General features: G+C 68.2%; 20 protein-coding genes and 2 pseudogenes. 12 read left to right on the forward strand and 10 right to left on the reverse strand.

The window, feature by feature from the left end:
- The first annotated feature begins 11 nt into the window (after positions 1-11).
- Together pheS and pheT are read left to right on the forward strand one after the other, a co-directional pair.
- On the forward strand, positions 12-1,106 hold the full coding sequence (gene pheS / locus ACQCSX_RS20570) for a phenylalanine--tRNA ligase subunit alpha (RefSeq protein WP_427017054.1): 1,095 nt from the start codon (positions 12-14) through the stop codon (positions 1,104-1,106).
- Between the two features lie 2 nt (positions 1,107-1,108).
- Positions 1,109-3,652 carry a phenylalanine--tRNA ligase subunit beta gene (gene pheT / locus ACQCSX_RS20575; protein ID WP_427017055.1) on the forward strand — a complete coding sequence of 848 codons (2,544 nt, stop codon included), beginning with the start codon at positions 1,109-1,111 and terminating at the stop codon, positions 3,650-3,652.
- 38 nt (positions 3,653-3,690) lie between these two features.
- Here pheT and ACQCSX_RS20580 read toward each other — a convergent pair whose 3' ends face one another.
- The 3 genes from ACQCSX_RS20580 to ACQCSX_RS20590 form a co-directional block, all read right to left on the reverse strand.
- Positions 3,691-4,908, reverse strand: coding sequence for an IS110 family transposase (locus ACQCSX_RS20580; protein WP_427017056.1), 1,218 nt, complete (start codon positions 4,906-4,908; stop codon positions 3,691-3,693).
- Positions 4,909-5,415: 507 nt separating this feature from the next.
- Positions 5,416-5,991 carry a transposase gene (locus ACQCSX_RS20585; protein WP_427017057.1) on the reverse strand — a complete coding sequence of 192 codons (576 nt, stop codon included), beginning with the start codon at positions 5,989-5,991 and terminating at the stop codon, positions 5,416-5,418.
- Complete coding sequence (locus tag ACQCSX_RS20590; RefSeq protein ID WP_427017058.1) at positions 5,931-6,497, reverse strand: IS110 family transposase; 567 nt, start codon at positions 6,495-6,497, stop codon at positions 5,931-5,933. Before ACQCSX_RS20590 ends, ACQCSX_RS20585 begins: the two co-directional genes overlap by 61 nt.
- 267 nt (positions 6,498-6,764) lie before the next feature.
- On the opposite strand from ACQCSX_RS20590, the gene ACQCSX_RS20595 reads away from it, so the two are divergent.
- Both ACQCSX_RS20595 and ACQCSX_RS20600 read left to right on the forward strand, forming a co-directional pair.
- Positions 6,765-7,487 carry a 4'-phosphopantetheinyl transferase family protein gene (locus ACQCSX_RS20595; protein ID WP_427017059.1) on the forward strand — a complete coding sequence of 241 codons (723 nt, stop codon included), beginning with the start codon at positions 6,765-6,767 and terminating at the stop codon, positions 7,485-7,487.
- Between the two features lie 69 nt (positions 7,488-7,556).
- Positions 7,557-7,844 carry a hypothetical protein gene (locus ACQCSX_RS20600; RefSeq protein ID WP_427017060.1) on the forward strand — a complete coding sequence of 96 codons (288 nt, stop codon included), beginning with the start codon at positions 7,557-7,559 and terminating at the stop codon, positions 7,842-7,844.
- Between the two features lie 6 nt (positions 7,845-7,850).
- On the opposite strand, the gene ACQCSX_RS20605 is transcribed toward ACQCSX_RS20600, so the two are convergent.
- Both ACQCSX_RS20605 and ACQCSX_RS20610 read right to left on the reverse strand, forming a co-directional pair.
- Complete coding sequence (locus ACQCSX_RS20605; RefSeq protein ID WP_427017061.1) at positions 7,851-8,330, reverse strand: hypothetical protein; 480 nt, start codon at positions 8,328-8,330, stop codon at positions 7,851-7,853.
- Positions 8,331-8,578: 248 nt separating this feature from the next.
- A complete protein-coding gene (locus tag ACQCSX_RS20610; protein ID WP_427017062.1) occupies positions 8,579-9,001 on the reverse strand; it encodes a hypothetical protein in 423 nt (140 codons plus the stop codon).
- 284 nt (positions 9,002-9,285) lie between these two features.
- Here ACQCSX_RS20610 and ACQCSX_RS20615 point away from each other — a divergent pair, with 284 nt between their 5' ends.
- Positions 9,286-9,882 carry an RNA polymerase sigma factor gene (locus tag ACQCSX_RS20615; RefSeq protein ID WP_427017063.1) on the forward strand — a complete coding sequence of 199 codons (597 nt, stop codon included), beginning with the start codon at positions 9,286-9,288 and terminating at the stop codon, positions 9,880-9,882.
- The gene (locus tag ACQCSX_RS20620; RefSeq protein WP_427017064.1) at positions 9,848-10,879 is read left to right on the forward strand and encodes a CU044_5270 family protein; all 1,032 of its coding nucleotides are present in this window, start codon (positions 9,848-9,850) and stop codon (positions 10,877-10,879) included. Before ACQCSX_RS20615 ends, ACQCSX_RS20620 begins: the two co-directional genes overlap by 35 nt.
- 198 nt (positions 10,880-11,077) lie before the next feature.
- Here the strand turns inward: ACQCSX_RS20620 and ACQCSX_RS20625 are convergent.
- Positions 11,078-12,651, reverse strand: a pseudogene (locus ACQCSX_RS20625) (IS1182 family transposase).
- Between the two features lie 294 nt (positions 12,652-12,945).
- Here ACQCSX_RS20625 and ACQCSX_RS20630 point away from each other — a divergent pair.
- The 6 genes and pseudogenes from ACQCSX_RS20630 to ACQCSX_RS20655 all read left to right on the forward strand — a co-directional run bounded on the left by ACQCSX_RS20630 (position 12,946) and on the right by ACQCSX_RS20655 (position 17,079).
- Positions 12,946-13,614 (forward strand): protein tyrosine phosphatase, encoded by a 669-nt coding sequence (locus ACQCSX_RS20630; RefSeq protein ID WP_427017065.1) that lies wholly within the window; start codon positions 12,946-12,948, stop codon positions 13,612-13,614.
- Between the two features lie 117 nt (positions 13,615-13,731).
- Positions 13,732-14,289 (forward strand): RNA polymerase sigma factor, encoded by a 558-nt coding sequence (locus ACQCSX_RS20635; RefSeq protein ID WP_427017066.1) that lies wholly within the window; start codon positions 13,732-13,734, stop codon positions 14,287-14,289.
- Entirely contained in the window at positions 14,286-15,014 is a 729-nt protein-coding gene (locus ACQCSX_RS20640; RefSeq protein WP_427017067.1) for a hypothetical protein, read from the forward strand. Before ACQCSX_RS20635 ends, ACQCSX_RS20640 begins: the two co-directional genes overlap by 4 nt.
- Before the next feature lie 714 nt (positions 15,015-15,728).
- A pseudogene (locus tag ACQCSX_RS20645) lies at positions 15,729-15,920 on the forward strand (hypothetical protein); the annotation flags it as partial.
- Between the two features lie 49 nt (positions 15,921-15,969).
- Positions 15,970-16,497 (forward strand): AAA family ATPase, encoded by a 528-nt coding sequence (locus tag ACQCSX_RS20650; RefSeq protein WP_427017068.1) that lies wholly within the window; start codon positions 15,970-15,972, stop codon positions 16,495-16,497.
- A 69-nt stretch (positions 16,498-16,566) separates the two neighbouring features.
- Positions 16,567-17,079 (forward strand): hypothetical protein, encoded by a 513-nt coding sequence (locus ACQCSX_RS20655; RefSeq protein ID WP_427017069.1) that lies wholly within the window; start codon positions 16,567-16,569, stop codon positions 17,077-17,079.
- 79 nt (positions 17,080-17,158) lie between these two features.
- On the opposite strand, the gene ACQCSX_RS20660 is transcribed toward ACQCSX_RS20655, so the two are convergent.
- The 4 genes from ACQCSX_RS20660 to ACQCSX_RS20675 form a co-directional block, all read right to left on the reverse strand.
- A complete protein-coding gene (locus ACQCSX_RS20660) occupies positions 17,159-17,473 on the reverse strand; it encodes a hypothetical protein (protein ID WP_427017070.1) in 315 nt (104 codons plus the stop codon).
- 397 nt (positions 17,474-17,870) lie between these two features.
- Positions 17,871-18,056, reverse strand: coding sequence for a hypothetical protein (locus ACQCSX_RS20665; protein ID WP_427017071.1), 186 nt, complete (start codon positions 18,054-18,056; stop codon positions 17,871-17,873).
- Between the two features lie 176 nt (positions 18,057-18,232).
- The gene (locus ACQCSX_RS20670; RefSeq protein WP_427017072.1) at positions 18,233-19,600 is read right to left on the reverse strand and encodes a M1 family metallopeptidase; all 1,368 of its coding nucleotides are present in this window, start codon (positions 19,598-19,600) and stop codon (positions 18,233-18,235) included.
- 9 nt (positions 19,601-19,609) lie between these two features.
- Positions 19,610-23,533, reverse strand: coding sequence for a Pls/PosA family non-ribosomal peptide synthetase (locus ACQCSX_RS20675; protein WP_427019118.1), 3,924 nt, complete (start codon positions 23,531-23,533; stop codon positions 19,610-19,612).
- Positions 23,534-23,569 lie beyond the last annotated feature (36 nt).

The following is a 23,569-nucleotide window of genomic DNA, read 5'->3' on the forward strand; positions in this document are numbered from 1 at the left end:
AAACACTGTAGATGTCTGACAATCACCAGAACGCGGCCGCCGAGCCGGAATCCGCCACCGAAGCGATCGCCGCCATCGACCCGCTCGACGAGGCGGCCGTCAACGCCGCCGTCGACGCCGCGCTCGCCGCCCTCGAGGCCGCCAGCACGCTGGACGGGCTCAAGGCCGCCCGTCTGGCCCACACCGGCGAGAAGTCCCCGCTGAGCCTGGCCAACGCCGGGATCCGGGACCTCGCCAAGGACCAGAAGGCCACCGCCGGCAAGCTCATGGGTGCCGCCCGCGGACGCGTAAACAAGGCCATCGCGGTCCGCACCGAGGCCCTCGAGGCCGAGGACGCCGCCCGCATCCTGATCGAGGAGACCGTGGACGTCACGGCCGCCCCGCGCCGCCGCCGCGCCGGTGCCCGGCACCCGCTCTCCACCCTGCAGGAGCGCGTGAGCGACATCTTTGTGGGCATGGGCTGGGAAATCGCCGAGGGCCCGGAGCTGGAATCCGAGTGGTTCAACTTTGACGCGCTGAACTTCAAGCCGGACCACCCGGCCCGCGAAATGCAGGACACCTTCTTCGTGGAGCCGCCCGAGGCCCACCTGCTGATGCGCACCCACACCTCCCCGGTGCAGGTCCGCTCCATGCTCGAGCGCGAGCTGCCGATCTACGTCCTGTGCCCGGGCAAGGTGTTCCGCACCGACGAGCTCGATGCCACGCACACCCCGGTGTTCCACCAGTTCGAGGGCCTGGCCATCGACAAGGGCCTGTCCATGGCAGACCTGCGCGGCACGCTGGAGCACTTTGCCCGGCAGATGTTCGGCGAGGAGGCCAGCATCCGGCTGCGCCCGAACTACTTCCCGTTCACCGAGCCCTCCGCCGAGCTGGACATCTGGCACCCCGGCGCCAAGGGCGGCCCGCAGTGGATCGAGTGGGGCGGCTGCGGCATGGTCAACCCGAACGTGCTCCGCGCCGCCGGCATCGATCCGGACGAATATTCAGGATTTGCCTTCGGCATGGGCATCGAGCGCACCCTCATGTTCCGCAACGAGGTGGGCGACATGCGCGACATGATCGAGGGCGACGTACGTTTCAGCGAACACTTTGGGATGGAGATCTAGGGATGCGTATTCCCCTGTCTTGGCTGCGCGAGTATGCGCAGGTGCCGGCGGAAGCAACCGCCGAAGACGTCATGGCCGAACTGGTCAAGATTGGTCTGGAAGAAGAAGACGTCCACCGCCCCACCGATGCGCTCAAGGGCCCCATCGTGGTGGGCCAGGTGCTCTCGCTGGTGAAGGAGCCGCAGAGCAACGGCAAGACCATCAACTGGTGCGAGGTCCGCGTGGTGCCCGAGGGCGCCGAGCAGACCCTCACCGGCAAGGGCATCGAGCCCTCCGGCGTGCAGGGCATCATCTGCGGTGCGCACAACTTCGTGGTGGGGGACAAGGTGGTTGTCACCCTGCCCGGCGCCGTGCTGCCCGGCGACTTCCACATCTCCCCGCGCAAGACCTACGGCCACGTCTCCGCCGGCATGATTGCCTCTGTGCGCGAGCTGGGCATCGGCGAGGACCACGACGGCATCCTGGTGCTCAGCAGCCTGGGCCTGGACCCGGAGCTGGGCACCGACGCGCTGGAACTGCTGGGCCTGTACGACGAGGCCGCAGAAGTCAACGTCACCCCGGACCGCAGCTACTGCTTCTCCATCCGCGGCATCGCCCGCGAGTACGCGCACGCCACCGGCACCGCGTTCACCGACCCGGCCGACGCCGTCGTCGTGGCCCCTTCGACCGGTGCCGGCTACCCGGTGCGCCTGGCCGACGAGGCCCCGATCTACGGCACGCCGGGCTGCGACAGGTTTGTCGCCCGCACCGTGCGCGGCATCAACCCAGCCGCGCCCACCCCGCCGTGGATGTCCGCGCGCCTGCGCCTGGCCGGGATCCGCTCCATCTCGCTGGCCGTGGACATCTCCAACTACGTGATGCTTGAGCTGGGCCAGCCGAACCACTGCTACGACCTGGACAAGCTCTCCGGCGAGATCGTGGTGCGCCGCGCCAACCCGGGCGAGACGCTGGAAACCCTCGACGGCAAGGTCCGCACCCTGGACGTTGAGGATCTGCTGATCACGGACGCCAACGGCGGCCTGGGCATCGCCGGCGTGATGGGCGGCGCCTCCACCGAGGTCTCCGGCACCACCGTCAACGTCCTGGTCGAGGCCGCGCACTTTGACGAGGTCAGCATTGCCCGCGCCCGCCGCCGGCATAAGCTGCCCTCCGAGGCCTCCAAGCGCTTCGAGCGCGGCGTGGACTGGCAGGTGGCCGACAAGGCCGCCCAGCGCGTGGTCGACCTGCTCGTGGAGCTGGCCGGCGGCACCGCCGACACCACCGCCACCGACGTCGGCACGGCACCGGCCGCCGTCGTCATCGACATGCCCGAGGGCTTTGCCTCCGCGCGCATCGGCATCGACTTCACCGTCGAGCAGGTCACCACGGCGCTGACCGATCTGGGCGGCACCGTGGAGAAGACCGACGCCGGCTACCGGGTCACGGCGCCGAGCTGGCGCAACGACCTGGCGACGCCGGAGGACCTCAGCGAGGAAGTGGCCCGCCTGGTGGGCTACGACCTGATCCCCGCCACCCTCCCCGTGGCGCCTCCCGGACGCGGCCTGAGCCGGGTCCAGCAGCAGCGCCGCCGGGTGCTGCAGGCCCTGGCCGACGCCGGGCTGACCGAGGTGCTGGCGTACCCGTTCGCCACCAAGGCCGCCAACGACACCTTCGGCGTGGCCCAGGCCGGGGCGGCACGCCAGGCGGTCAAGCTGGCCAACCCGCTGAGCGAGGAGCACGGCTGGCTGCGCACCTCCGTGCTGCCGGGCCTGGTCGAGATCGCCAAGCGCAACATCTCCCGCGGCTTCCGCAACCTGGCGCTGTTCGAGGCCGGAGCGGTGTTCCTGCCCGAGGGCCCGATGGGCACCGCGAGCATTCCGCCGCTGGGCGCCAAGCCCGCCGAGGACGTGCTGGACGGGCTGTACAACGGCATTCCCCACCAGCCGCTGCACATCGCCGCCGTCTTCACGGGCAAGGATTCCCCGGCGGCCGCCGGCCACGCCCCGCGCGTCTGGGACTGGGCCGACGCGCTGGATACCGTGCGCCTGGTCGGCGACGTCCTCGGCGTGGAGCTGGTGGTGTCCCAGGGCGCCCACCAGGCCTTCCACCCGGGCCGCGCCGCCGCGATCACGCTGCGCACCGGGGAACTGGTGGGCTACGCCGGCGAGCTGCACCCGAAACTGCTAGCCGAGCTGGACATGCCGGCCCGCTCCGTGGCGCTGGAAATCAACGCCGACGCGCTCTTCGAGGCCGCCGCCGACGTCATCGTGGCCAAGCACATCTCCACGTACCCCATCGCCACGCAGGATGTGGCCCTGGTGGTGCCGGCGGAGACGCCCGCGGAGTCCGTGCTGGAGGCCCTGCGCGAGGGCGCCGGCGAGCTGCTCGAAGAGGTCGCCCTCTTCGACGTCTACCAGGGCACGGCCATCCCGGAGGGCAGCAAGTCGCTGGCGTTCGGGCTGCGCTTCCGCGCCACGGACCGCACGCTGACGGCCGACGAGGCCTCGGCGGCCCGCGAGTCCGCCGTCGCCGTCGCCGCCGAGCGCTTTGGCGCCGTCCAGCGCTGATATGTAGGTTGGTTTGATGCTCCTATCTTTGTCAATTGCTATTTTTGGGGTTGTTCGTTCAGCCAGACGCGGTAGCGGTTGATGAGTTCTTCGTCGCGGGATTTGCCTCGTTCGATGCGTGAAATGGCCGTGGTCCAGACCCCCAGGTCACCGGCGGCCCGGGCCTGGGTGAGGCGCAATGCGAGGCGGCGCGGGCGCAGGTCATTGGTGACTGGTGCTGGGCGTGGGTTGCGCAGGACGCGGTAGATTTCCCGGGCGACGTAGCGTTTGAGGCAGCGCATGATCTCGAGCTTGGCTTTGCCATCCGCGGTGCGTTTGGCCACATAATCCCGAGTGCGCTGGTCCTTGGACATGCGCACCAGCACGATGCGGTGGATCGCGGAGTTCGCTGCCCTGTCGCCGCCGCGGGAGAGCCGGTGGCGGGTCGTCTTGCCCGAGGACGCGGGGATCGGGGCGGTGCCGGTCAGCGCGGCGAACTGGGCCTCGCTGGTCAGGCGTTCGGGGTTGTCGCCGATGGTGACCAGCAGCTGGGAGGCCACGGCAGTGCCGACGCCCTTGATCTCAAGCAGTGCCGGCGCGTGGCCGGCGATGATGCGGGCCAGCTCGGCGTCGGTCTCGTCGATTTCGGCGTTGAGGTAGTGGTAGCGGGCGCCCATGCGTTTGAGTGTCACGGCGGTCGCGACAGCGGGGTTCGCGATATCCCCGGCGGGGCGGGAAATCGCCATGGCCTTGGCCCGCGCTTCGCTGGTCTGGCCGCGGTATTTGGCGCGCACGGCCTCGGGAGCGGCGGTCAGCACACCGCTGATCTGCGTCAGCACGGCGGTGCGTGCCTTCAGGGCGCTGGTCCGCGCGGTGCGCAGCACCCGCAGGGCCTCCACGTACCCGTCGCGGGTTTTCGGAGTCGAGACACCACGATCGGCCAGCACCGATTCGGCGGCCTGGTAGGCATCGAGCGGGTCGGACTTGCCGTGCAGGCGCCGGTGGGCACGGTTGGGCCGGTTGACCTCCTTGACGATGAATCCATCCTTGGCCAGCACGCGGGCCAATTCGGCCCCATAGGATCCGGTGCCCTCGACCCCGACCGCGGTGACCGGGCCGTATTGGGTGATGTATTCGGCGATTTCCCGGTAGCCGGATCCGGCGGCCAAAAACTTCCTGTCGGCGAGGTGTTTACCGTACTCCGTGATCAGGGCGACGTGGTGGGTGTCGGCGTGGGTATCGACACCGGCAATGACTTTCATGTCCTCGTTTGTCATGATGGAACTGGCTCCTCTGACTCTCGCGAAGCGTCGGTGCGGGCTCACGTTCGCCAGGTGGGCAGACAAGACGGTGATGGGACTTCTGGTCGAGCTCCTATTAAGTCATGTCCGCCTGGCCAACGCGTTTGGTGCAGACCATCGGCCGGCGGACGGATCATACGAAGGACAACCACGAAGGGTGTCAGTCAAGAGGCGAGTCACGCCGGCCAACGGCCTAATACCATCATCACCGAGGCAGAGATGAGCGGCTCCCAGCGTTGGTGTTGGGGGCCGCTTCCTTGGGTGCCGTCCGGGTGTGGCGGTCGTGCTGGCGAGTCGTGTGTTCGACTGCAGTGTCAGGCTGATATGCGCGGATTGGGTACCGCATGACGATTGTTCGGCTGGGGCGTATCGCTGTCTAAGATCGAGCATCAACGGTGTGGCCCGTTTGCTCATAGCGCTGTCCCGAGTTGGCCCCAAAGTGCTGCCACGTCACGACCGCCACTTGCCCGGAGGGCACGTTCTTCACGCCGCGTTCATGCGTTCCCCCGGTTGCAGGGGTGCGGCCAGGGACCAGCACCAGCCGGCGAGCTCCCTGGCGATCGCGGTGTTGGCTGTGACGGAGCGTTTCTTGCGGGCATCAAACTGCTCCCATTTGCGGTGGAGGCGGTGGTTGCCTTCCAGGGCACGGATCCAGGTGGCCGGGGCAACGAGGTCCAGCTGGCCCAGCAGCCGGGCTCCGGGCCGGGCGTAGGGGCGCCGGTGCTGCCAGGCTGCCTCGATGAGGAGTTTGCGCCCGTATTTGCTGCCGGCCTTGGTGATCGGTCCCTGGTGCCGGGATTGGCCCGAGGACTGCTCGCTGGGCACGAGCCCCAGGTAGGAGCCGATGGTGGCCCCGGTGAACCGGGTCCAGTCGCCGATCTCCACGGCGAGCCCGAACCCGGTCGTGACCTGGATGCCGCGCAGGCACATCAACGCCTCAACCACCGCGGTGTACTGGCAGTCCTTGGCGGTCTGGGCGACGCGTTGGTCAATGCGCTTCAGATGCGCTGCGAGCAGTTCGGCCTGTTCAACGTCGGCCTCGTAGGTGAACTGCAGCACCGGTGAGTCAAAGCGCTGCCGGTGCAGCCACAGCAGGTGCTCCTTCGTCCACTTCGTCTCCTTCGGTACCGGATGCCGTGGCGGAGCAGGATCGCGTTCACGTGCTGGCGGGCATGGGCCAGGTCCTTCGCCGCGGTGGCCCGCAGCCGGGAGAGGTCCCGCAGGTCCTCCTGTTCCCGCGTCGGCACCCGCACCTCGGTGACGGACCCCACGGCGAGCATCTCGGCCAACAGACGGGCATCGCGCTTGTCGGTCTTGACCTTGTCGCCCGGGGCCCGCAGCAGCTTCGAGGACGCCGCGACCACGCAGTCGATGCCGGCCTCGCGCAGGAACCGGGCCAGCACATACCCGGTCGGCCCGGACTCGTACACGGCCTTCACCGGCGGGGCGAAGCGGCGGATCCACTCCAACACCACCGCCGGGTCGGAGTGGATCTGCGCCTGGACCAGCTCGCCGGTATCGGGGGCCAGCGCACATCCCGCGACGGAAACCGCGTGAACATCCAACCCAATAAACGTATGCTCGTACATAGCCGGGACCTCCCAAAATTCACATGTGGCACTACCCATGCAACCCTTGCGAAGGCCGGTAGGCCAAGGGGTTGTTCACTGGCAACCCACGAACGCTGTGAAACAGAAGGCCCCGGCCCTCACCTCATATCGTCTAAACGCCGAAACTGTGGTGCGGCACTTGCTCGAATGGGGCTCCATTCCAGCAACTGCTGCACCACAGTTGTCCCATGGAGGCCTACCTCGCACCGCGAAGGAGGGTGAATGACCGTGGCCATCGGGATTCCGGGCCTGCGGTTGGCGGCCGTTGAGTTGTCCGGCGTCGACGACGGCGGCGAACGGCTGCTGGACGCCGCGGAGCTCCTGCGCGCGGACACCTTTGGCACGCCCGCCCTGCGCCGGCGCTTCGTGGCCGGGAGGATTGCGCAGCGGCGGTTTGCGGCCGGACTGCTTGGGGTGGACCCGGCGGAGCTCCGCGCCGTCTATGGCTGCCCCGACTGCGGCGCCGGTGGCACGGTGGACCACGGCCGGCCCGGATACTGGCGCGGCGGTGCCCCCACCGGGCTGCGGCTGAGCCTGTCCCGCAGCGGGGGATGGGCGCTGCTGGCCGGCACGCTGGCCCGTGGCGTGGACGTGGGCGTGGACCTGCAGGAGGTTGCCGCCGCCGGTTTTGACGGGTTCGACGACGTCGCCCTCACCCCGGGCGAGCGGGCGGCGGTTCTGCGGTTGCCGGCGTCCGAACGGCCCGCAGCCCGGGCCTCGGCATGGGCCGTCAAGGAAGCCGTGGCCAAGGCGCTGGGCCGCGGGCTGCGAATGGACCCGGCCGGCATCGACACGCTCGGCCTGTTCCGTGCGAGGGGCGCCGGTCCCGTGGATGGGGGGACGCCCGGGATCCGGCTGTACGCCTTGGACACGGCGGCCCTGGGTCTGCCGGCGGGCTTTGCCGCGGCGCTGGCCCTCGCCACCGGCGAGGGATCGGGGAGCTAGGCCGGTACGGAGCCTGGGTAGACTCGCGGCAGCGGCCATCCATGGACCGCATTCAGTTTGGGGGACTACGTGAAAGCAAGCCTGCTCATCATTGCGGCGTGGACAACCACAGCCTTGATCTGCGTACTCGGCGTGAGTGCGGCTGGGGCCATCTGGTTCTACATGGAGCCCGTGGTGGATTCGGTCGATGACCCCGCCAGCTATTACGTGGCAGCCATCTCGGGCATGGTGGCGCTGGCGTTGAGCATTGCCGTCAGCCTAGGGATCACCATCCACCTCAGCCGCTGCACGGCACGGGACGCCGCCGCGCGGCCGGCCTGGCCTGGCCACGCAAGCCGATTCGGCCCCGGGGTCTGAATCTTCCTACGGGGCCCGGTGCAACAGTGCGTTTTTCCACCGCCGGAAAGCGACAGCGGCCACGAGAGTGGACACCAGAGGCAGGGCGGTCAACACCATGAACGTCTCGTTGCCGCTGCCGCCCAGGGCCGCAAACCCGCCAAACCAGCACAGGAGCGCGGTGAAGCCGGCCAGGACGGCAGCGGACCGTCCCGGCCCTGCGTGCGGTTGCCGGGGCGGACGGAGGTGCTTCCCCGCGGACTCCAGCTCCGGGCCGGCCGACGCGGAACGCTTCCTGGTGCGGCGCTGGGCCACGCAGATCCATGCCGCAGCGGCCGCGGGAACGGCGAGCAGGGCCAGGATCGCTGCGGTGCCGCCGCCGATCAGGACCATCGCCAAAACCGCTGCCCAACTGAGGGCTGCCGTGAGCCCGGCCATGACAAAGAGATCTTTCCAGAATCGGCGGTGGGCCAGCACCGGCAGCATGCGGTCTTCGACGTCGGTCATGATGGCTCCCCGGTCAGGCGGCCCAAGCCGCGGGCGACTTGCCCACCATCACAGCACGAAACGGCCCCACTGGCGAGGCCTGCACCGGGCCGAACAAACGATAGCGCAGCTTCGTCGGCCTTCGTTGCTCGAAGGCCGCCGAAGCTGCGCCATGGATCCGCGGGTGCCGGCTGACCGACCTCATCGCGGGGAAGTAGGCCTCCGGCGATCCTCAATGTGCCCGTGCTGCCGAATGGGGGCTGGAACCCCTACGGCCGGACCCGGATCCCGGGATGGGCGAGCAATCTGGCTGCCGCCATCGACATGCCGATGAACGCTGCAGTGGAAATGGCCACGAGGGGCCACAGGATCGCATCGACCAGGGCCGGCGACTTGCTCGCACTGACAAGTTCCCCTTCGGTGCCGAGCAACTGCCAGGCACCAACGGCAGCCACAACCCACAGCGTCTCCGCCGCTGCCACGAACCGGGCGAGTCCGGAGGCACCTTTCCTGAATCCTAGGTAGACGGTCACTGCGGCCAGCACGGCGACGACCAGCAGGCCCGCCAGTAGCGGTCCTGGATTGAGGGGGACGCCAACCAGGGTGCATCCGACGACAAGGGCAAATACGGACACGGCTGCAAGCACACCCACGCTCGCCGTGGCTGCGCGCAGGGTCGGTCGGAGCTTCATGATTCGCGTCCCCTCGTCAGTGGCGTGTCCGGCCGGAACCCGCCGTGGGACTCCTGTCGGCGGTCCCGGCCGAAGTCAGGCTGGGATGAACGCTACCCCTTGGCCGCCTGGTCAGAAAGCATCCGCTGCAGCGAATAGACCCCGTGGTGCCGGCGGAGGGCTCCCAATGGATCCGATGGGTGGGCGCGGTGTTCCTGTGGCTAGGCTTTTGATGGACACCATTCCGGGCCGAGCTGAGGGGACAGCTCCGTGAACCCTTTTCCGGGCAGCGGGCAATACATAGTGTGAACACAGACAGCGAGATCATCAGGCGGTCATTGGAGCGCCCCTTTGTCTTTGGGGAGCTGTATGACAGACATGCCTCAGCCATCTACCGGTACGCGGCCCGACGAGCCGGCGACTTTGCCGCCGACGACGTCATGTCGGAGACGTTCCTCGTCGCCTTCGAGCGGCGGAACACCTTCGACAACGGCATCGGGGATGCCAGACCATGGTTGTTCGGCATCGCCACCAACCTGCTGCGCCGCCACCACCGCGCCGAGGCCAAGATCCTGCGTGTCCTGGCCAAGGCCGGACTGCGCGAGGAGGCTGCCGAGGATCTGGGCCGGATCGCCGAGCAGGTGGACGCCCAGGCAACGGTTGGCCGGATCGCGAAGAAGCTGAAAAGCATGGCGGCCATCGACCGGGAAACCATCCTGCTCTATGCCTGGGCGGATCTGACCTATGAGGGCATCGCCCTGGCCATGGGCGTCCCGGTCGGCACCGTGCGTTCACGCATGAACCGCGCCCGCAAGGCGCTCAAGAACGAATTGGGCCTCGGCCCCCTTGGCGAGATGGAGATGGATCATGGACGACTTGCAGCTGCTCCGCACAACCCGTAACGACGTCGGCGCCGCATCCGAGGAGATCCTGGCACCGGGGAGGCAGAAGCTGATGGCACACATCGGCGCCGAGACCACGGCCGGCCCCACCCCCAGCAAGGCAGGGCGGCGCACCATGCTGCGCCGCGGACTTCTGGTGTCGGCAGCGGCTGCGGTGCTCGTCGGCGCCATCGTGGTGGCCGACGTCGTCGCCGTCGACGGAAAGCAACCGGTCGCGACGGCGTCGGCGGCCGAAGTCCTGGACAACGCCGCGGCCGCCACCATCAGGACCAGCGATCCCGTCGTCGGGCCGGGCCAGTACCTGAAGATCGCCACGACCGCCCAGTACCGCACCACCATGGTGGACGCGGCGGGCAAAGAGGCGACGTGGCTGGATGTCATGACGGATGAGAAGTACATCCCGGCCAACCGGAGCGATGAGTGGGTGTGGAACCGTTCGGCGCGTGTGCCCACCACCTTCTTCGACGAGGCGTCCAAGGAAAAGGCGCTGGCCGACTATGAGGAGATGACGCGGAACGGCCCAACGGGCGAACTGCTCCGCGGCGTGGACGGAAAGTTCTACGGCACACCGGAGGAGGACGTCGCGGCAACCGCGGCTTCCCTGCCGCGAGATCCCCGTGCGCTGCTGGACGCGTTCTACCAGCAGGCCCGCGGCAAGGGCCCGTCGCCCGAGGGTGAGGCCCTGGTCCTCATGGCCGACCTTTTGCGGACGGGCCGGGTTCCGGCCGACCTGCGGGCGGCCCTCTACAAGGCTGCGGCGCTGATCCCCGGAATCACGATTGTCGATGAGCAGGCGACGCTCAATGGCAGGACCGGAATCGCCATCGGGCGGGTCGAGCCCAAACGCAACACCCGCCAGGACATCATCATCGACCCGGACACGGGGATGTTGATTGGTGAACGCCAGGTCCTGACGGCTGCCCAAGGGCCGGTGCCGGCGGGCACCGCGGTTGGCTGGACGGCAATCCAAACCTCGGTCGTGGACTCCGCGCCCTAGGAGGGCGCTGAACAAGGGGCAATTCGGGGCCGCGGGTTTGGCTGTCGCACCTTTCCGGGGCCTTTGGCGGCCCGCTGGGGGTCTCCTTTCTGATCGCCGGAGATCTGGTTCGTGATTTTTGCGGGCCTTGTACCTCCGTTCGTGGCTCCCCGCGGCTGGGATTTGGCCCAGGACCGGGGTGGGGGCCCTTTCCGGGTCTTATCCCAGGGCCCAGGCCCCGTTGTGGCGGGTGAGGCCCAGTTTCAGGAGTCGCCGGAGGTTCAGCGCGGCGGTGCGGACCTGCAGCCAGGCGTTGTTCTTTTCAACTCCCCGGTATCTCAGGGCCCGGTTGCCTCCGGCGACCAGCCAGCCGATGGACCGTTCCACCAGGGGCCGGTGGGCCCGGTAGTCGTGCCGGAACCCGGGCTCGAGGGCGGCGGCCCGGTGGGCGCGCTGGCGGGCGTGTGGACGGTGATGACGACCTTGCGCCCGCCCTTGGCCGTGGTGCATTTCTCCCGCAGCGGGCAGGCCTTGCAGGCGGTGCCGAAGTTCACGTTGCCTCTGGCGCTGATGGTGCGCACCTCACCTTTGGGGCAGGTGAGCGTGTTCTTTGCTTCGTCGTGGGTGAAGTCGTCCAGGTCGTAGCCGCCGGGCACTGCCGGGCGCAGCGGCCTGGGCTTGACCAGCCCCTGGTGCCCGGCCCCGTCGAGGTGTTCGAGCATGGGCCCGGAGCCGTAGGCCGAATCGCCAAGCATTTGGTAGTCAACCTCCGTATCCTTCATGGTCGGATCGGCGGCGGCCAGCCCGATTCCGGCCTCCGCGTCGCTGGAACCGGGGCCGGCGGCCCGGGTCATCACGGCGCTGGTGTAGAGCCCGGTTTCCGGTTCGGCAATGATGTGTCCCTTGAACCCGTCCATCATCACCGAGCGGGACTTGTGCGCGTGCCTGGCCTCGGGATCCACGATGGAGACCATCCGGTCCCGGGCGACCTTCCGGGCGATCCGCCACCGCCCGTCGGTGCCGTCGGAACCCTCGGCCGGCTCCACGTCCTGGCCCGAAACCAACGCCAGCAGCACGTAGGCCTGCGCCTGCGGCGAGTCTTCTTCCAGGGTGTCGGGATCCACCGCGCCAAGCAGGGCCAGGGCGTCGGTGACCAGCCCCGAGACCAGGGCGTCCTTCGCTTCCTTGTCGTCCCAGGCGATGTCCGGCTTGCCCACGTGCGAGTAATCGTAGGAGGTGGCATGGACCGCCATGAGCGTGGCCCCGTGCTCCATGGCCCTGCCGAAACGGCGGATCACGGCAATCAGCTGGGTGATGGTGTCCTGCCGGGCCACCGCATCGGCGAACACGGTCGAATCCACCGCCCGGCGGTGCCGGCCGGTGAGGACACCGGTCGCGGTGATGACCTGGGCGACGGCTTCGGTGATGCGGTGCGGGTTGCTGCTGCCGCGCAGGCGGTTGCGCCAATGCACCAGCGCCGTGGGATGGAACGCGGTCTCGGTCAGCCCGTACCCGCAGGCGGCCTTCCACCGCAGGTCAAAGGTCAAGGCTTCGGCGGCGGCCCGGTCCGAGAGACCCTCCAGGGCCTGCAGGACCAGGACGGTGCCGATGACCGCGGCCGGGATCGAGGGCCTGCCCCGGGTGGAGGGAAACAGGTCCTCCATCATCGAGTCCGGGAAAAGCTCCGAGCGGTGCCCGGCCAGAAACGCGTAGGCACTCCCCGGGGCCAACAGCTCCCCGGCCAGCGCCTCCACATCCAAATACCCGCGCTGGGCCTCTTCAATTCCTTGCATGCATCCAGTCTTAAGGACCAGGACCCGAAGTCCAGCAGGCGCGCCTTAAACCACCCAAATTGTTCAGCACAGTCCTAGCACCGACGACGGTTTTGAGGGGTCCAGCCTGGCGGTCCAGTGCCCGGCCGGACCCTTCCCTTTGCCTCCGCGGGCAACCAAGCCCTTCGCCGGGAGCTACGAAAAAGAATTTGAAGGAATCTTTGGGGCCGCGTAACTTTTCCGGCCCGGCTGGCGAATACCAAGATGTGGGCCAGGGTCCACACGTCCACAGCCCAGAATCCTTCCGGAGGTACCATGTCTTTCTTCACCGTCCTAGCCACCAGTAAGATCGCCGCCGCCACCTTGGCAGCAGGCACCCTCGCCGTTGGCGGCACGGGTGCGGCAGCGTTTGCTGACATCCTGCCCACCACCGTGCAGCAAGGCGCCCACAACCTCATCGGCGCACCGGCCCCGCACGCGGCAGGCTCTGCCAGTGCCAGTGCTCAGGCCCCCGCCTCTTCCGCTGGCGCGTCGTCCGTAAACGCATCGTCCACGGCGTCCGCCAGTGCTTCGGATTCCGTGGCGGCAACTGCCGCTGGGACCGCTGCCGGAATGGCGAGCTCGGCACCGAGCCCCGGCGACCTTCCGGTGGGCCTGGACGCCGCTGCAACGGCAGCCCGCGGACTGTGCGACGCCTACGCCGAAGGCGGCCTCGACGCGGCATCGTCCGCATACAACTCCCTGGTCGCTTCCGCCAAGGGGTCGACGAAGATCGTGGCCTACTGCGCCTCCATCCCCGCCGCGGGACAGTCTGAGACCCACGCCGAAGCGGGAACCAGCCCCGCCGCGAAGTTGGCCACGCCCGCATTGCCCACCACCCCTGCGCTGCCCACCACCCCGGCGCTGCCCGGCCAGGCCGATGTCCCCACCCTGCCCAGCCAGACCGTGACCGATGCTGTACACCAGCTGACCGGTCGCCCATAGGACCTGTGAAAGCCGGACGGGAAGCGGGCCACGAGTCCGCTTTCCGTCCGAAACCCCTAGGTGCCCGGCGGTCCATGTGACCGCCGGGCACCGGAGCCCGCGGAGGACAACCGCTACGTGGCAGATTTGTTAACCGATGAGATGCTGTTGGCCCTTGGGCAAGAGCAGGAGCCATCCGTTTTTGCCTGCATTTACGAGGCATTCTCACCGGCGGTGCTCGGCTATTTGCGCGGCCGCGGCGTGGATGATCCGGAAGCCGTCACCCAAGATGTCTTCCTGACTGTCCTTCCACTGGTGGGCGGACTCCGCGGTGGCGTCACAGGGTTGAAGACCCTGATCTTCTCGATCGTGCACGCCAGGTCGGTGGACCACCACCGGCGACGGAACAGAACGCCGGCACTGGTCGAATACCAGCTGGAGCTGGACGGCCGGACCAGCCACTCTGCGGAGGACCAGGCGCTTGATTCGCATCAGGGGGCGGGCGTCCTGTCCCTGCTGGAGGTCCTCAACAACGACCAGCGCGAAGTTCTGCTGCTGCGGGTTGTCGCGGACCTGCCGTTGGAGCAGGTGGCGGCCATCATGGCCAAGTCAGTGGGCGCGGTCAAACAGCTCCAGCGCCGGGCGCTGGCCACGCTCAAGAAACAACCGGACGTACTGGAAAGGAGAGGAAGGTGACCGGACACAACGACTCCGATGAGTCTACACTGGACACCCTGCTGCTCGAATCCGGGCAGGGAGATGCGCCGGAGCTGAAGCAGGTCTTGAGGGAGCTGTGCTCCCTCGCCTCCGGTGTTGCACCGGCGCCATCCGCCGAGCTGCAGGCGCTCCTTTCCACCACCAGTGCCAAGCCGACCCGGCACCTGTCGAGCGTGCCCACCCGGTCCAGCGAGTCAACCATGCCCGGGCCCGCTCCACGCCGACGACGCCGCAGCGCCGTCATCTCACTGACCGTCGTGGCAGCGATGGGCCTGGGCGCAGGCGCGGCAGCTGCCGCGAGCGAGGATTTCCGCGGCGTGGCCCAGCAGATCATTTCCGGAATTGTCCAGACCGTGGTCCAGTACAGCGATCCTGCCTCCCCCCAGCCGGACCACACGGGACCGGCCGACCAGACTCCGGACGGTCCGCCCGCCGTGGCACCTTCCGTGGTGCCTTCCCAGAACCCCGCGGAACAGCCCGGCGCTCCGGTGGTTCCCCCGGCGGTTCCCGGAGGGGCGGATCCCTCCGTACCCCCGTCGTCGCCGGCCCCCACCCAGGCGCAGGTCCCTCCCCTCCCGGACCAAGCCGCGCACAATCTGCCTGGCTGGCTGGTTCCGCCCCTGCCACCGGTAGTCCCGCCCGTCGTCGGCAGCGATGGGAAGGCCGTCCCGGTACCGGATCCGCAGGTTCTCCTCGGGGCTTGATCCCGGGGCAGACTCCGCCGCCCGTCCCTGGCCGGAAGTAGACAGTATCGCCGCAGAAGAGGGATGGGATCGAAGGATGGCGCGTGGTTGCGGGGGAACTATTGGTAGAGCGTGGAGATAGGGACTCCGGGTGATTTGGCGGCGCTCCAGCCTGCCGTGATCCTGGACCGGCGGCGGATTATAGGGGGTTCCTTCGGGACAGCGGATGAAATCGGCCTTGCAGCGTTGCACAACCCAAACCTTTACCGGCCTCCGCGCCCGTCACATCTAAAGGGTCCGCAGAAGTGGTTACTCGGATGGGAGGTTGGGCAAGCGTTCGGGATGCTTGGGGTCTTTGCAGCGTTCCCGCCAGTACTCGTCCCGTTGCCACAAAGAGAATCGGGTCACAGAGATGCCAAAAATGATCGCCCCAACAAGAAGGATGGTGGTCTTGACCCAAAGCCACGGCTCGGAGTCTATGGGCAGGAAGATCAGGACCAACGAGACCAGCATGAAGGGCAGCGCAAAGTGAGAGATGCGCCTAAGCCTGCGCTTCACCTCGGGGCTTGCGCTGACAGAGGGCCGGCTCGTTGTCGGCCTTCTCGGGGATCGCGATGGCATGAACGAACTGAATCACAAACGATAAGAATCCGGTAGAACCCTCGTTGTGCTGGCTGTGGTTGTTGGCCACGCATGGCCGTTGGATCGCAGCTGGGTTCGCGGAGTCATAGCGGAGCCGAGCCTGTCGTCAGGGCCGTGCTCCCCGACGCCAACGTGCCGACCTCCATCCGAGGCAGCGGCATCCTCGTCGACCCGCAGGCGTTCGGCACAGGCATCGAAGGAGCGGTCGACCGCTATGTCGCCATGACCCGAGCAACCCAGCAACTCGTCATTCTCACAACCCCCGACGACGGCCAAGGACCCTGATGGCAGCTTGACGAGTGGAGGAACCCGGCCTTCCGCCTAGACTCTTTGGATGGCTATGGAACTTGAGAGCGTCTTCCTCAATGGCACGGTGGGTGCCGGCAAGACGACCACGGGCGAAACCCTGCACAGGCTCCTCGCCGACGACGGCATCGGCAACGCCATGATCGACCTTGACCAGCTGCGGCGGAGCTGGCCCGCGCCTCCCACTGACCGGTTCAACCACGAACTGGAACTCAGGAACCTCCAATCCGTCGCAGGAAACTATCGTGGGGTGGGGGTGCGGCGGTTCATTCTGGCCGGAGTGCTGGAGGACCCGGCGGAGATGGACCGCTACCGTGCTGCCCTGGGTGGCGGGAAACTGATGGTGATCCGGCTGGACGCGCCACTTGAGGCCGTTCAGGAGCGGCTCAGGAACCGACACGAACCCGACAGTGCGGAGTTGTCCTGGCACCTGCATCGCAGCGTGGAGCTCCATGGGATCCTGGCTGAAGCGCGGCTCGAAGCCCATGTAGTGGCGATAGGACGACGAGGCCCCAACGAGGTGGCCCAGGCGGTTCGTGCCCTGGTTGGGTGGTAGTTCAATGGATTCCTATGGCCTACGGACGCCTGCTGTTAGATTCGTACGGTCAGCGAGGAGGCCTGTTCCATGAAGAATCGCGTGGTCGTGTCCCTTCTCCTTGTGGGTTCCGCAGCTCTTGCAGGGTGTGCCGGGGCCACCGCTCCGCAGTCCGGACCCAGTCCGGTTCCCTCGACCCATGTTCCGTTTGACTGCCTTGATCCCGCATACAGCGAAAGCGTTGCCACTGAGCCGTTCGAGTGCAAGGCATTCATCTCGGCCGAGGGCAGCGCCCCCGGGCAGGACCTATCCTGGATTGCATCCATGCCACTTCACGCGAGTTTTGGCCACATGAACGGGTCCTTGGCAATGGTGGTTCGGATGCCCTGCGGTGTTCTCAACGTCCCTGTCGCCATCGGTGCCGGCGTAGTTACGCCGGATGTTGCTGGCATGGTCCAATCGGCAGATGGATGCATTGGCCAGGCAGCCGAATACCGGGCCTGGACGACTGCCTTCGTGAAGACGCCGATGGCGTACTCCCTGGATAACCAATCGCTGGTGCTCGCAAACGACCTGGGCCAAATCAAATTCAAGAGGTCCTGAGAATTCGCGGCCCCGTCGGGCGGTTTGTGCGCAGGGCACGGCAATCTTCAGACGGCATGTGCCGGGTTGCCGGTGGAGCCTACTTGGCCGTTGGTGTGTAGTCGGGGTAGTACCGCTGTATTTGCGCGGTCGTCCGCCCCATCTCCACCATCGTCTCGATGCTGACGTGCTGGCGCACCTCGTCAAAGGTGGCCAGCGTGCTGTTCCACGGGCCCATGGTCTGGTAGCAGAAGTCGCTCGGGTCGTTCAGCTTGGCTGCGTCGTAGCACTCGGGGTGGCTGGGATCCCCTGAACCGGTTTCAGACACGGCAGGTGCGGGTGCGGGGTGGTCCATCGCGGCATGCGCCGAGGCTCCACCCACTGCAAGCAGCGACGCCACGGCGAATGCCGACAAGGCAGCCTTTGTTTTTGAACGCATTATTCCCCCAAAGAAAAATGTGACCGACATCGGAAAGCCCAAATTAACATGAGCGGCCCGCCGAGATTGGAACCGGGCACGCACGATGCTGAATCGAAATCATTCCCGGCTGCGTGGCGGTGTCCGTCATGGAAGGACTCCACGCCCAGCGGACAATGGGACAACCCGCTCTGCCCCGCCAGCCGATCCTTCCGCTGCCATCCGGTCCGCTCACCATGATGATCTCGGCCCGCACGCCGGGTGCCGGATCGGTGGCTGGTGGTTGGGAACGGGAGCACTGTTCAATCCTGTTCCGAAACCGGAAGTGCCGCCGCAACGTGGTGTTGCGGCGGCACTTCCGGTCCGGCTGCAGGCTCTACCCGATGTGGGCCACTTAGTCGCCGGACATGCCGTCGGCCACGCTGACCGTGAACAGGTTGGGACCGCTCCGGGTGACCCTGACCCGGTCCTTCGGGGCGTTCGCCCTGGCGGAAACGTGGCTGATGGCCGTTTCCAGTGTGTGGTCGATCGTTGCGTGGTCCCAGATCTTGAGGGTCATGGAGTGCGATTCAAAGCTCATGCGCCGTTGCCTTCTTTGATTGTTTTCCGGCCACCTCGTCGTTGAGGCAGCGGCTTAACCCTATGTGAAGGTGCGTTCCCAGCGGGTCGAACTGTGACCGACGGCACAGTGCGGACAGGGCCTGGTCCGTAACGAGGCTGCCGGCGCCGTGTGGGAGCCGCCCCTCAAAGGGCTCCCTAGACCAGCGCGGCAGCCGGGGACGGAAACGCCGGCAGCTCTGTCCGGTGCAGCCACGGTTCCAGCAGGGCCGTGGCATCGAATCCCAGCATGTCCCCGCACACCTGGTTGGCCAGCGCGGTGAACGCTGCGGTGTCCACGGTTCCGTGGCGGCGCTCCGACGTCCACCGGCGCAGCAGGGCGAAGAACAAGGCATCGCCGACGGCGGTGCGCAGCGCGTGCAGCGCCAGCGCCCCGCGCTTGTAGACGCGGTCGTCGAACATGTGCTCGGCGCCAGGGTCGCCAATGGCCAGGTCCGCCGGGAGCCCGGCCAACAGGGTGTGGGCGCTGCGGGCGCGCGCGGCGGCGGTGCCGGCCCCGGACTCCTCGGACCACAGCCACTCGGCATAGCAGGCAAAGCCTTCATGCAGCCAGATGTCCCGCCACGAGCCAGCCGTCAGCGAATTGCCGAACCACTGGTGCGAGAGCTCATGGGCAATCAGCCGCTGGCACCCCCAGGTTCGCTTCAAATGGTTTCGGCCAAAGACGGAGATGCTCTGGGACTCCAGCGGAATCTCCAGTTCATCGGCCGTGACAACCACCGTGTAGCTGCCAAAGGGGTAGGGCCCAAAACATTCGGCAAAGGTCTCCATCATGGCCCGCTGGTGGGCCAGGGCCGCGGTCGCGGCACCGAGGAGTTGCCGGGGGACGGCCATGTGGATGGGGACGGCGGGGTGTCCACCGGCGCCTGAATGTACACCGGCACCGCCGGGCAGTTCGGCGAGGACATAGCGGCCAATCTGCACCGTCGCCAGGTAGCTGGCCATCGGCTCCGACTGTTCGTACACCCACGTGTCGCGGCTTGATTTACTGGTGTGGGACACCAGTGCGCCATTGCAGACGGCCCGGTACCCGGCGTCGGTGCTGATGGAGATCCGGTAGCTGGCCTTGTCCGCCGGGTGGTCGTTGCAGGGGAACCACGACGGCGCGCCTGTGGGCTGGCCGGCCACCAGGACCCCGTCCTCCAGCTCTTCCCAGCCGAGTTCGCCCCAAACACTGGCGATCGGTGTGGGGTTGCCCTCGTAGCGGATGTCCAGAATGACATCGGCATCCGCCGCAAGCGCCGCCGCCGGCGTGATGTGCAGCTTGGACCCGCGCTGGGCGAATTTGGCCGCCTTGGCCCCGTTGACGGAGACCTTGGTGGCCCGCAGTCCGGCGAGGTCCAGCGCCAAGGTGGGCAGCGCCGTCGTCGTCCTGGCCGAGATCAGCGCCCGGCCGGAGAGCCTGTTGCTGGCGAGCCGGCAGTCCAGCGCAAGGTCGTAGTGCGTGACCGTGTAGCCGGCGCTGCCGCTGCCGGGGGTGTAGGGGTCTGGAAAAGCGATGGCCATGCCCCTAGCCTACGGCCGGCCGGGGCCGGTCCACGGACTGACCGGGTTCCCCATCCAATAGCTGCCCGCGGGCACCTGCTCGCCCCGCATCACCAGCGATGCCGGGCCCACCGTGCCGCCGCGCGCGATGCTGGCGGCGGGCAGGATGACTCCGTGTGGGCCGATGGTGGCCCCGTCCTCCAGCACCACCGTGTCCATGGCCATGACCCGGTCGTGGAAGAGGTGGGTTTGGACCACGCAGCCGCGGTTCACGGTGGAGCTTTCGCCCAGGGTGACCAGGTCCGCCTCGGGCAGCCAATAGCTCTCGCACCAGGCACCGTGGCCGATCTTGGCGCCGAGGGCGCGCAGCCACCAGACCAGCGCCGGTGTGCCGGAGGCGGCCCGGGCGAACCACGGGGCGCCCACGCTTTCAATGAATGCGTCCACCACCTCGTTGCGCCAAATGAACGAGCTCCACAGCGGGTGCTCGCCGGCGCGGATCCGGCCCACCAGCAGCCATTTGGCGGCGACGGCGCTGCCGGCGGCCACGGCCCCGGCCAGCATCATCACCACGCCTGCCAGCGCCGCGGCCAGCCAGTAGCTCTCGTGGACGGCCAGGAAGTCGAAGGACCACAGCACGGCGGCGGCCAGGGAGACGGTGAGCACAATGGGCACCAGGCGGCACAGCTCCCAGATCGACCGGGCCACCTTCAGCCGCAGGGGAGGGGCGAAGGTGAGCGACTGGTCCGAGGCGACGGCGGTCCGGCGCAGGCGCACGGGTGGGCTGCCCAGCCAGGACGTGCCTGCCTTGGCCTTGGCCGGGGTGGCCGAGAGCACCGCCACCAGGGAGTTTTTGGGTACGCTGCGTCCGGCCGCCGTCATGCCCGAGTTGCCCAGGAAGGAGCGTTTGCCCACCTTGGCCGGGGCGATGTGGATGTAGCCGCCGCCCAATTCATAGGAGGCGATCATGGTGTCGTCGGCCAGGAAGGCCCCCTCGCCCACGGTGGTCATCTTCGGCAGCAGCAGCACCGTGGAGGCCTCCACGTTCTTGCCGATCTTGGCGCCCAGCAGCCGCAGCCAGACGGGCGTGAACAGGCTGGCGTAGATCGGGAACAGCAGGTCCCGCGCCATGTCGAGCACACGCTCGGTGGCCCAGACCTGCCAGCCGATCCGGCTCCGGACCGGGTAGTGGCCCTCCTTCAGCCCGATCCCCAGCAACCGGACAGTGCCCAGCACCAGCACCATAGTGCCGAAGAACCAGACCAGCGCCGCCAGTGGAACGGCCCACAGAAGCGCCGGTCCTGCCGCGGAGAGCGAGGGAGTGCCGGAGACCGCCGCGGCGACGACCGCGACGGCGGCACCCGCTGCCGCGAACGGAATGAGCGCCAGGATGGCGGAACCGGCGGCATAGGCGCCAAAGCCCAGATTTCTGCGGCTGTCGGGGACGTCGGGCCACTCGTGGCTGGCCTTGCCGACCCGGACCGCCGGCGAGCCGGCCACCTGCTGGCCGGGCTTGACCTTGCCGAGCACCGCGGAGCCGGCGGACACCTGGGCGCCGGCACCAATCCTGGTCCCGGGCATCAGCGTGCTGCGGGCACCGACGACGGCGTTGGCGCCCACCGAGATGGTGCCAATGTGCACCGAATCGCCGTCCACCCACCAGCCGGAGAGGTCCACCTCGGGCTCCACCGAGCTACCGCTGCCGAGCCGGATCATCCCCGTCACCGGCGGCACGGAGTGCAGGTCCACGTTCCGGCCGATCTTGGCACCGAGGGCCCGGGCGTAATAGGGCACCCAGGGTGCGCTGGCCAGGCCGACGGCGGCCGCCATGTCGGCAATCTTTTCGGCCAGCCACAGCTTCAGGTGCACCCGGCCGGAGCGCGGGTAGGTGCCCGGTTTGAGGCCGCGCAGCAGGGTCCGGGCGGCTATCACGGAGATGCCCATCCGGCCCAGCGGGGAAACGAACACCGCCCAGCTGGCCAGCACCCACCACCAGGAAACGGTCGGCGCACCGGTGAAAACATCCCAGGCTGCGAGCAGGTTGTTCATGGCCAAGAGGTACGTCAGCCAGCGCATGCCCACCAGAATGTGCAGCGGAATCCCCATCAAGGTCTGGAAGACCTGGGACTTGCGCGCCGTCCGGCGGACGTTCCGGACGGGTTCCGGGGCGGGCTCGCCGTCGGGCTCCGATGCCCTGGCCAGCTCCACCAGGGCGCCCACCCGTGGATGTGAGTAGACGTCGGCCACGGTGATGGTGGGGTAGCGGCGGCGCAGGGCCGACACCAGCTGGGCCGCGGCCAGGCTACCACCGCCCTGGGCGAAGAAATCGGCATCCAGGCTGGCGGCGTTGCCACCCAGCACGGCGTTCCACTGGTCCACGATCCATTGGGCCGACGGTTCAAGGTGCAGTGCCGCGCCGTCGACGTCGGCCGCACCCGCCGGCGCCGTCAACGGCCAGGGCAGTGCATGCCGGTCCACCTTGCCGCTGGTCTTGGTGGGGAGGGAATCTGCGAGCGTCAGCAGGGGGATCAATGGCGCGGGCAGGCGCTCGCCCAGCAGTGCACGGAACGCGGCCAGGTCGGCCGCGACGCCGGCCTGCGGGACCAGATAGCCCACCAGCACCTGGTTTCCCGCTGTTGTTGTCTGCACCGCCGCCGCGGCTCCGGCGACGCCGGGCAGGTTCTGCAGGGCGGCGTCGATCTCGCCCAGCTCGATGCGCCGCCCGCCCAGCTTGACCTGCTCGTCGGCGCGGCCCATGAATACCAGGCCCGCGCTCTCCATCCGGACCAGGTCCCCGCTGCGGTAGGCGCGTTCCCAGCCGAAGTCGGACATCGGAGCATACTTCTCGGCGTCCTTCGCCGGATCCAGGTACCGGGCCAGGCCCACGCCGCCAATGATCAGCTCGCCCACCTCGCCCTCGGCCACCGGGGCGCCGTCGCCGTCCACCACGGCCAGGTCCCAACCGGCCAGCGGCAACCCGATCCGTACCGGCCCGGGGCCGCCCAGCGGCGCGGCACAGGCCACCACCGTGGCCTCGGTGGGGCCGTAGGTGTTCCAGACCTCGCGGTCCGCCACGGCGAGTCGCTCGGCCAGCTCCGGCGGGCAGGCCTCGCCGCCAAAAATGAGCAGGCGGACCGATTCCAGCGCTTCCACCGGCCAGAGCGCGGCCAGCGTGGGCACGGTGGAGACAACCGTAATGCCGTGCGAGATCAGCCAGGGTCCAAGGTCCATGCCGGTGCGCACCAGCGCGCGCGGCGCCGGCACCAGGGCCGCGCCGTGCCGCCAGGCAAGCCACATTTCCTCGCAGGAGGCGTCGAAGGCCACCGACAGGCCGGCCAGCACCCGGTCGCCGGGCCCCATCGGGGCATCGGGCAGGAAGATCCGGGCCTCGGCGTCCACAAAGGCGGCAGCGGAGCGGTGCGCAACGGCCACGCCCTTGGGTGTTCCGGTGGAGCCGGAGGTGAAGATGATCCAGGCGTCGTCGCCGCCCTCGGGGAGCCGGGGCGTCCGGGCCGGTCCGCCGCGGCCGGCCGGCACGCCGTCGTCGTCCAGGGCCAGGCCGCTGGCATTGGCCGCCGTCCGGCCCGTCAGCACGGCCGCCACCACGGCCTCGCCAAACACCAGCCGGGCGCGCTCGTCGGGATCGTCGGCGTCCACCGGAACGTAGGCGGCACCGACCACCAGGGTGGCCAGGATGGCGATGTAGAGTTCCGCGGTGCCCGAGGGAATGCGGATGCCAATCCTGTCCCCGGCGCCCAACCCTGCCGCGCCGAGCGTGGCGGCGTAGTCGCGCACCGTGGCCAGGAGGTCCGCGTAGCTCAGTGAGCGGGCGCCATCATCGAGCGCCGTCGCGTCGGGGTATCGGGCAGCGGTGGCCGCCAGAATGTCCACCAGCGTCCGCTCGGCGCCGGCCGGTGCCCCGGGAAGCTGCGGAGCAAAAAGCGGTGCGGGCATGGACAAGGTTTCCACCGTCGAGGGGTTGGGGGCAGT

This window comes from Pseudarthrobacter sp. P1 (genome assembly GCF_050156935.1).
Classification (GTDB): Bacteria; Actinomycetota; Actinomycetes; order Actinomycetales; family Micrococcaceae; genus Specibacter.